The organism is Acidihalobacter sp., from assembly GCF_037381185.1.
In the GTDB taxonomy this organism is placed as follows: domain Bacteria; phylum Pseudomonadota; class Gammaproteobacteria; order DSM-5130; family Acidihalobacteraceae; genus Acidihalobacter_A.
Genome location: NZ_JARRQY010000090.1, coordinates 1 through 8,035 on the forward strand (window position 1 = coordinate 1; position 8,035 = coordinate 8,035).

The 8,035-nt window shown below is 63.0% G+C and carries 9 protein-coding genes; 5 read left to right on the forward strand and 4 right to left on the reverse strand.

Annotated elements, in window-relative coordinates; all coding sequences use genetic code 11:
- Positions 1–783: 783 nt before the first annotated feature.
- The gene (locus P8014_RS19700; protein WP_337819038.1) at positions 784–933 is read right to left on the reverse strand and encodes a hypothetical protein; all 150 of its coding nucleotides are present in this window, start codon (positions 931–933) and stop codon (positions 784–786) included.
- A gap of 65 nt (positions 934–998) precedes the next feature.
- Between P8014_RS19700 and P8014_RS19705 the strand changes: the two genes are divergently transcribed.
- The 5 genes from P8014_RS19705 to efeO (P8014_RS19725) all read left to right on the forward strand — a co-directional run bounded on the left by P8014_RS19705 (position 999) and on the right by efeO (P8014_RS19725) (position 6,045).
- Complete coding sequence (locus P8014_RS19705) at positions 999–1,460, forward strand: ferritin-like domain-containing protein (protein ID WP_337819039.1); 462 nt, start codon at positions 999–1,001, stop codon at positions 1,458–1,460.
- A gap of 337 nt (positions 1,461–1,797) precedes the next feature.
- On the forward strand, positions 1,798–2,652 hold the full coding sequence (gene efeU / locus P8014_RS19710; protein WP_337819040.1) for an iron uptake transporter permease EfeU: 855 nt from the start codon (positions 1,798–1,800) through the stop codon (positions 2,650–2,652).
- A gap of 9 nt (positions 2,653–2,661) precedes the next feature.
- On the forward strand, positions 2,662–3,858 hold the full coding sequence (gene efeO / locus P8014_RS19715; protein ID WP_337819041.1) for an iron uptake system protein EfeO: 1,197 nt from the start codon (positions 2,662–2,664) through the stop codon (positions 3,856–3,858).
- Positions 3,859–3,882: 24 nt separating this feature from the next.
- A complete protein-coding gene (gene efeB, locus P8014_RS19720) occupies positions 3,883–5,178 on the forward strand; it encodes an iron uptake transporter deferrochelatase/peroxidase subunit (RefSeq protein WP_337819042.1) in 1,296 nt (431 codons plus the stop codon).
- A gap of 42 nt (positions 5,179–5,220) precedes the next feature.
- Positions 5,221–6,045 carry an iron uptake system protein EfeO gene (gene efeO, locus P8014_RS19725; RefSeq protein ID WP_337819043.1) on the forward strand — a complete coding sequence of 275 codons (825 nt, stop codon included), beginning with the start codon at positions 5,221–5,223 and terminating at the stop codon, positions 6,043–6,045.
- A 93-nt stretch (positions 6,046–6,138) separates the two neighbouring features.
- On the opposite strand, the gene P8014_RS19730 is transcribed toward efeO (P8014_RS19725), so the two are convergent.
- The 3 genes from P8014_RS19730 to P8014_RS19740 form a co-directional block, all read right to left on the reverse strand.
- Entirely contained in the window at positions 6,139–6,522 is a 384-nt protein-coding gene (locus tag P8014_RS19730) for an HD domain-containing protein (RefSeq protein WP_337819044.1), read from the reverse strand.
- A gap of 129 nt (positions 6,523–6,651) precedes the next feature.
- Positions 6,652–7,218, reverse strand: coding sequence for a hypothetical protein (locus P8014_RS19735; protein WP_337819045.1), 567 nt, complete (start codon positions 7,216–7,218; stop codon positions 6,652–6,654).
- Between the two features lie 583 nt (positions 7,219–7,801).
- Positions 7,802–8,035, reverse strand: a 234-nt coding sequence (locus tag P8014_RS19740) for a DUF3579 domain-containing protein (RefSeq protein WP_337819046.1), incomplete at its 5' end; no start/stop codon positions are given.

Consider the following 8,035-nt stretch of genomic DNA (forward strand, 5'->3'; position numbering starts at 1 on the left):
GACGAGGTCAAACGCCTGAACGAGCGCACCGAAAAGCTCTCCGACCGCACGCTCGACATCGACAAGCGTCTGGTACGCCTTGAAACCATGGTCGAGATGGCGCAGAAACGGCTGCCGCCCAATAACTAAGCGCGCCACGCGCACTCCTTCCGAACCCAGCCGCCCCGCTCGCGGAGCATTCGATAGCCGTCGCCCGCCCACCGCGAACGCGTGCGTCCGTTAAGCGACGACCGCGCCCGCGTATCCTGAAGACGCGTACCACGCTCGCCCCTGCCCCGCTACGCTCCGGCTCTTGCAAGCGGCATATCAAGACGTTCCAGCTCTCCCCCGATCCGCCAGGCTCAGGCTGCATGCGGGCAGGAGCATATACGCACGACACAGGCCAGGGCCGTCGTACAGCAGACCTCGGCGTCGATGTATATCCGCTGCGTTCCCTGGAGATCTCTATCCCCCTATTTATTGCAAATGATAATTATTATTATTTAAGATCCAAGGCAGATCGATTCCACGAACGGTCAGTCAACAAGGGGGAAAGCAAAGGTGAAGCAAACACATCAGCAACCCGTCCGGATCGAACCGATCCGTGCGCCAAGCGCAACTCCGGCATCCGGTGCACGCAACAGCGAACAGCAATTCGAACGAAAACAAGGCACGGCAGGCGCCTGCAGAGGATACGGCGGATGCCGGCACAAACAGCGCTGACCCCGCACAGAGGATGCTCTTATGCGACCGCAAGACACGCCTCGAGCAACATCCAACCGAGTGCTCCAGCAGCCCGCCGATTCACCTGTCGAAGACCCCGGCGCGACCCTGCACGTCGCGGTCGGCAGCCAAACGCTTCTGCGGCTGATGCGCCAGGGCATGCTGTGCGTCGCCGAACTCCGCTGTCTCGATAGCGCCTCGCACTCCGCGCTGCGCCGATTGTGTCTGCACGCCTGCATATACAGCGGGCAGTGTCCGCGCAGCAAGGCCATAGACCCCGCAAAAGGAAAAACCTCATGAACACATCCATCGACCTCGACCCCGTCACCGGCAGCCTCAACCGTATTCTCGAACTCGAACTCGCCGGCGTCGTCCGCTACACGCACTACTCCCTGATGGTCTACGGATACAACCGCATACCGATCGTAGCCTGGCTACGCGAGCAGGCCGACGACGCTCTTTCCCATGCGCAACAAGCCGGCGAAATGATCACCCACCTCGGCGGTCATCCCTCCCTCGGGATCGGCCCCCTCCTGGAAACCCACCGCCACGACATCGGCGACATACTGGTGGAATCGCTGACGCACGAATGGGAAGCCCTGGCCGAATACCGCAAGCTGCTCGACCTCGTTCGCGACCAGGATGTCATGCTTGAAGAGTACGCACGCCGAATGATTGCGGAGGAGACGCTTCATGCGAGCGAAGTAGACAAGATGCTGCGCTACCCCGGAAAACTCGAACCGTTCCAGAAATCCTGAGCACCCGATTCATACCGAGCACCTCCTCAGGGCGTATGCCCTTACCCGCCTCCTACGGGGGCGGGTTCCTTTTACCTTGTCCCCCGACCGCCCTCCGTTGCGCCCGCTCGCGTTCTTCACGTCGATAAACGTTATCGCCAGCGGTGGCCCGTGTCCTCACGCCCCGGTTCGCAGCGCCTACCGTCCAAACACAAATCGAATCTCATTAACATTTGATAATGATTCTCATTAAATGTACGATCTTGCTTCGACATGAACGGCTTGCCGCAGCGGCAAAGCGCCAGGGACTGCCGGCAACGGACCGTTCAGCAAGAAAATTCGAAACGGGGCAAGGGGTATGTGGGTTCCATTCCTGATCATGTTGCGCGAGGGCGTCGAAGCCGCACTCGTCGTCGGCATCATTGCCGGCTATCTCAACCGCACATCGCGCAGCCACTGGTTGAGCGCTGTCTGGGTCGGCGTGCTCTTGGCCGCCGCGCTTTCGCTCTTCGTCGGCGCCGGGCTGCAATGGATCGGAGCCGAATTTCCGCAGCGGCAACAAGAGCTGTTCGAAGCCGTGGTCGGCTTGTTCGCGGTCGGCATTCTTACCTACATGGTCTTCTGGATGCGCAGAATGGCGCGTTCGGTCAAGCAGGAACTGCATGCCTCCCTCGAGGCCGCCCTCGCGCACGGCACGCGCAGCCAGGCCTATGCGCTGATTGCCATGGTGTTTCTCGCCGTGGCGCGCGAGGGTCTGGAAACCGTTTTCTTCCTGCTCGCCGTGTTCCAGCAAAGCCGCGACCCCGCAGCGCCGCTGGGCGCCCTGCTCGGCTTGGCTGCCGCAGTCGCCATCGGCTGGGGACTGTATCGCGGAAGCCTGCGCATCAACCTCGGGCGCTTCTTCCGCTTCACCAGCCTGTTCCTGCTCATCGTCGCGGCCGGAATCCTCGCCAATGCGGTGCAGGCGTTGCACGAAGCCGGCGTGTGGAACCACCTGCAAGGCGTCGTCTTCGACCTCGGCACGCGGCTGCCCACCGACAGCGCCCTGGGTTCTCTGCTGGCCGGATTCTTTGGCTATCAGGAAGCCCCGACCGTCAGCACGCTCGGCACCTACCTCGTCTATCTGGCCATCTGCCTGACGTTGTTTTTCCGTCTTCCTGCGCAACTCGCCAGTCGGCGGCGCACGGCCCCCGTCTCCGAAACCACCGAGTAGGCAGCATACATGGATAACGCAGTTCGCCCGGACAACCATGGCCCGAATCCCAGGATCATGCGCTGGATTCTTGCCGGCTCCGGCGCCCTGGCGGCTCTCGCTCTAGGGGCCTTCTATGCCGCCGCTCAATTCGCGCAGCAGCATCCGACCGCCGGCGAGATCACCGTCACCATCCATCCCGCCACGTGCGATCCCGACACACTGACAGTGCCCGCCGGACGCACGGGCTTTCGCATCGTCAACCACTCGGGCCGCGCGGTCGAATGGGAGATCCTTGACGGCGTCATGGTGGTTGCCGAACGCGAAAACATCACGCCCGGCATGAGCCAGGTAGTCAGCGTCCATCTCGAACCCGGCGACTACGCCATCACCTGCGGACTGCTGAGCAACCCGCGCGGTACGCTGCACGTCACCCGCACCGCCGAATCGGACGCCGCCGCCAAGACCGCACCGGCGCTCAAAGCCTTCATCGGACCGCTCTCGGAGCAGCGCTTCGACCTCATCCAGCATACCGACACGCTGAAAGCCGCCGTCGCTGCATTGCTTCAGGCCATCGCCGCAGGCGATCTGCGGGCCGCACGGAGCGCCTACCTCACTGCGCGCATCGGCTACCAGCGCATCGCCGCCACCGCGCAGCGGTTCGGCGAACTCGACAACCGCATCAACGCGCGCGCCGACTACTATGCCGCGCGCGAACAGGACCCGGGGTTCGGCGGTTTCCACCGCATCGAATACGGACTTTTCGCACAACGCAGTACGGCCGGCCTAGTGCCCGTCGCGCAGCAGCTGCAATCCGACGTCGACTCGCTGGAAACCGCCATGCTGGCGCATCGCCAGCCGCCGCGCGAACTCGCCGCCGACGCCGCCCGGCTGCTGCAATCGCTCGCGGACAACCGCGCCACCGGCGAAGAGGAACGCTACAGCCATCTCGACCTGTACGGCTTCGCAGCCAATCTGCGCGGCGCGGAGAAGACGATCGACATGCTGGCGCCACTGCTGAGCAAGCGCGATCCGTCCCTGCTGGAGCAGCTGAAAAACGGCCAGGCAACCCTGCAGGCGACCCTGCAAAGTCTGCGTGAAGACGATGCATACCGATCCTACGACCAGGCCGACGCCGCCACCCGCAAACGCATCGCTGCGCAGGCGCAAGCCCTGGCCAACGCCCTGAACGCGGTCAATCCAGCCTTGGGCTTAGGCGACTCCTGATCCACTCGCGACACTGGTAATCCCATGAAAACGCAAGACACCGACACTCCGATCTCCCTGCAACGCCGCCGCCTGCTCCAGGGCCTCGGCGTCACCGGCGCCACCGTGGCCGGCAGCCTGTGCCCGTTCTCCGCGCATGCCTCCGCCGGCGCATCCGGCGCGACCCACGCGCCGCAAAGCGACGCCACGCTGCAGAGTCAATCCTTCTACGGCACGCATCAGTCCGGCGTAGTCACGCCGCGCCCGGCGGCGGGCATCATGGTCGCCTTCGACGTCCTAGCCACCGACCGCGCAGGGCTCGAACGCCTGTTCCGCACGCTGACCGAACGCATTCGCGTTCTCATGCAAGGCGGCGCGGTGCCGCAGATCGATCCCAAACTGCCGCCGCCGGACTCCGGCATCCTCGGCCCGGTCGTCCACCCCGACAACCTGACCGTCACGGTTTCGGTTGGCGACTCGCTGTTCGACGACCGTTTCGGTCTCGCCAGCGCCAAGCCGCGCCAGTTGCAGCGCATGACCTCGTTCCCCAACGACGCGCTGGATACCGAGCGCTGCCATGGCGACCTCACGCTGCAGTTCTGCGCCAACACGCCGGACACCAATATCCATGCGCTGCGCGACATCATCAAAACCCTGCCCGACCTGCTGCTCGTGCGCTGGAAGCAGGAAGGCACGATCCCACCCGTACCGGTACAGCCCGGACGGCCCGAACCGAGTGCGCGCAACTTCCTCGGTTTCCTCGACGGTTCGGCCAACCCCAAGGCCGACGACGCCAAACTCATGGACGGCATCGTCTGGATCCAGCCCGGCAGCGAAGAACCAGCCTGGGCCGCACACGGCAGCTATCAGGTGGTACGCATCATCCGCAACTACGTCGAACGCTGGGACCGCACGCCCCTGCAGGAGCAGGAGACCATCTTCGGCCGGCGCAAATACGACGGCGCTCCCCTGTCCGGCGGCACCGACGAATTCACCGAACCCGACTACCGCAACGACCCCGAAGGCAAGATCACGCCGCTCGATGCGCACATCCGCCTGGCCAATCCGCGCATGCCGGGCACCGAGCGCAACCTCATCCTGCGCCGCCCGTTCAACTACTCCAACGGCGTGCAGAATAACGGCCAGCTCGACATGGGCCTGCTGATGATCATCTACCAGGCCAGCCTCGTGGAGGGGTTCATCACCGTGCAGAACCGTCTCAACGGCGAGCCGCTGGAGGAATACATCAAGCCCATCGGCGGCGGCTACTACTTCACCCTGCCCGGCGCCGCCGGCCCCGACGACTACCTCGGACGCACGCTGATCCAGGCTACCGCCTGACGCGGCACCGACCTTTCCATGAGCCACTCAGGAGCACACCCGATGAAACGACAGATCCTCGCCACCGTACTCTTCGCCGGCCTGCTTGCCGCACCGCTGCCCGGCATGGCCGCGGACGCCTCGCTCGACCTCGTGACCCCGATCACCGACTACAAGATCTACGTCACCCGCAACGTCGACGCGCTGGTCAAGGCGACACGCACCTTCACCGACGCCGTGAAGCGCGGCGACGTGGACACCGCCAAACGCCTGTTCGGCCCGACGCGCATGCATTACGAGCGCATCGAGCCAATTGCCGAACTGTTCAGCGACCTCGACGCCTCTGTGGACTCGCGCGAGGACGACCACGAACACGGCGTCGGCTCGTCCGACTTCACCGGCTTCCACCGCATCGAATACGGCCTGTGGATCAAGAACAGCACGGCCGGACTCACGCCGCTGGCCGACAAACTGATGGCCGACGTGCTCGACCTGCAGAAGCGCATCGCCGGCCTGACCTTCCCGCCCTCCATCGTCGTCGGCGGCGCGGCCGCGCTGATGGAAGAAGTTGCCGCCACCAAGGTCAGCGGCGAAGAGGACCGTTACAGCCACACCGACCTCTACGATTTCCAGGCCAACGTCGAGGGCTCCAAGAAGATCTTCGATCTGCTGCGCCCGCAGCTCGCGAGCCAGGATTCAGCGTTCATCCAAAAGGTCGACGGCAACTTCAAAACCGTCGACACCATCCTGGCGAAATACAAGACAACCGACGGCGGCTACGTCACCTACGACAAAGTCGACGAGCGCGACCGCAAAGTGCTCTCCGGTGCCGTCAACACGCTGGCCGAAGACCTCTCCACCCTGCGCGGCAAACTCGGCCTGAGCTGAGACGCATCCCTGCGCGGCCCCGGACAAATCCGTGCCCAGGGCCGCGCCTCATCTCTCGGCGGTTTCATCGGGCAAAACGGCACAGCCGCGCCGCTACCCGAACATCCCATTCTCGACCGCCTTGTGCAGCCTGGCTTCGAGCATGGCCCACAGCACGCCACGGCCTCGCACTATGCGGTTGTTGACGCTGAAAACCTTCTCGCTCGACACGCTGTTCTCTTTCCAGCTATGGCCGTCGCCATGCAGATCGTGCAGCAGCGGAAATACGCGGTCGATCGCCCTCGCAAACCTGACGGCCGCGGTATCGCCTTCCTCGAATTCGCGCCACGTCCGCTTCTTCCTCGGCCCCAACTCCGGCGTTCCGACCGCATCGATCTCGCCCACGTCGTGTATGAGCAGCATGCTGATGACGCAATCGATATCGACGGACCCGTTCGGTAGGCCTTGAACATCGGCGCGGCCATGCAGACGTGCCATGAATGCTCGGCGGAATTCTCGTAGCGCTGCAACCGACCGGGCACGTCTTCCTGCACACCTCCTTCAGCTTATCCAATTCGACGATGAAATCGAGCGTCTTTCCGATGGCGGCCACTGCCGCATCCATGCTCAATACCCCGCCACTCCGAGCGTCGCTTCCGATGCAACCGTCATGATCCATATATGCATTTCACGCCCTGGCGGGGGCAAAGGGATCACCTCGTGAATCGCCGCAAGTTCATCGCGCCAGATCGCCTTCGGAGAACAGCCTTCCCGGCGTACATCGGGGACGGTACCGTCGCGGTGCACCACCAGACCAACGCGACAGATCCCGACCGCCAGCGACACCGGCCGTCCGTCGTTTTTGCTCACCAGCCGACGTTCCTCGGCCTCACGCACCCCATGCATGTGAAGTTCGACCAGAGAAGAGACATCACGCGCATACTCCTGCGCCGTATACATTACAAGCGGCGTGCTGCCCGAGCCCGACCTGTGATACGACGACACGAGGCAAGCCATCTGCTGCGCCCGGAACTGGTTTCTCAAAGCCGTCACCTCCAGAGACATTTTCCCGATCATGGATTCCTTTGCCGGTCCATAAAAACCGCCCTGGGATCGCCTCATCGTCTGTGCCGAGTAGCTAAAAGACAAAAGCGCGTGCCATTCGCCCGGGGTGGCGGCCACCGTCTCCGACATACAGCTGCAATAGGTCTTCTCATGGCCACCCAGCCGGTCATTTCGCTTCAGGCAGCGATGTTTGAAGACTTGGATGTAACTGACCGCCCCCAATCCTGCTGCACATGCGCTTCGGCCAAAGTCGCCGTGCAGTAGCGGCTATCGATCGGGCAGGCAGGTTTCTCGGTCGAAGTCGATTTCGCCGGGACATTGGCGCACGAAACCGTAGCCAGCGTCGCAACGGCAAGCAGGAGCGAAACAAAACGCCTCATCAGTTCGGACCTTCGGCAGGTAATTGTTGTTGTGATCGAAGGGGTATTCCGAATGATAGGACCGAGCAACCGCGGTTCGGTTCCATAGTGCTCGAACGCAAGATGTGCGTCGTGCGCGGCCCGACATAGGGCAGTGCGAATGACAGGACGCCGGCAGGAACAGCACCCATAGGCCCGCCGCCGCGATCGCGCGCGAATGCGATCGGACGGTCAGTGGGCTTTTTTAGGAACGGACACGGCAAGACCCGGCGAGTTCACGGCGAACTCCCGGTAATGTACGAATGCATCAAGCGGCCCGGATGCGCCCGGCCACCTCGCAGCAACGGAGAAAGTTAAGCGGCTTCTTCCTGCGATTCGGTGAACGGCGGAATCTCGTTACCGTCGAACCCGAACACTTGCAGGCTGTTGCTCACGATGAATCGCAGCACATGCTCGTACGATGCCGGATCCACTTGCAGCATCCTGTCGAAGTTCACTCGCACGCAGTGCCCATGCTCATCGCTGTACATGGGGCGGAGATAATCCGCATATTCCAATACCTTGGTCGACTGATGAAATACTGCTGC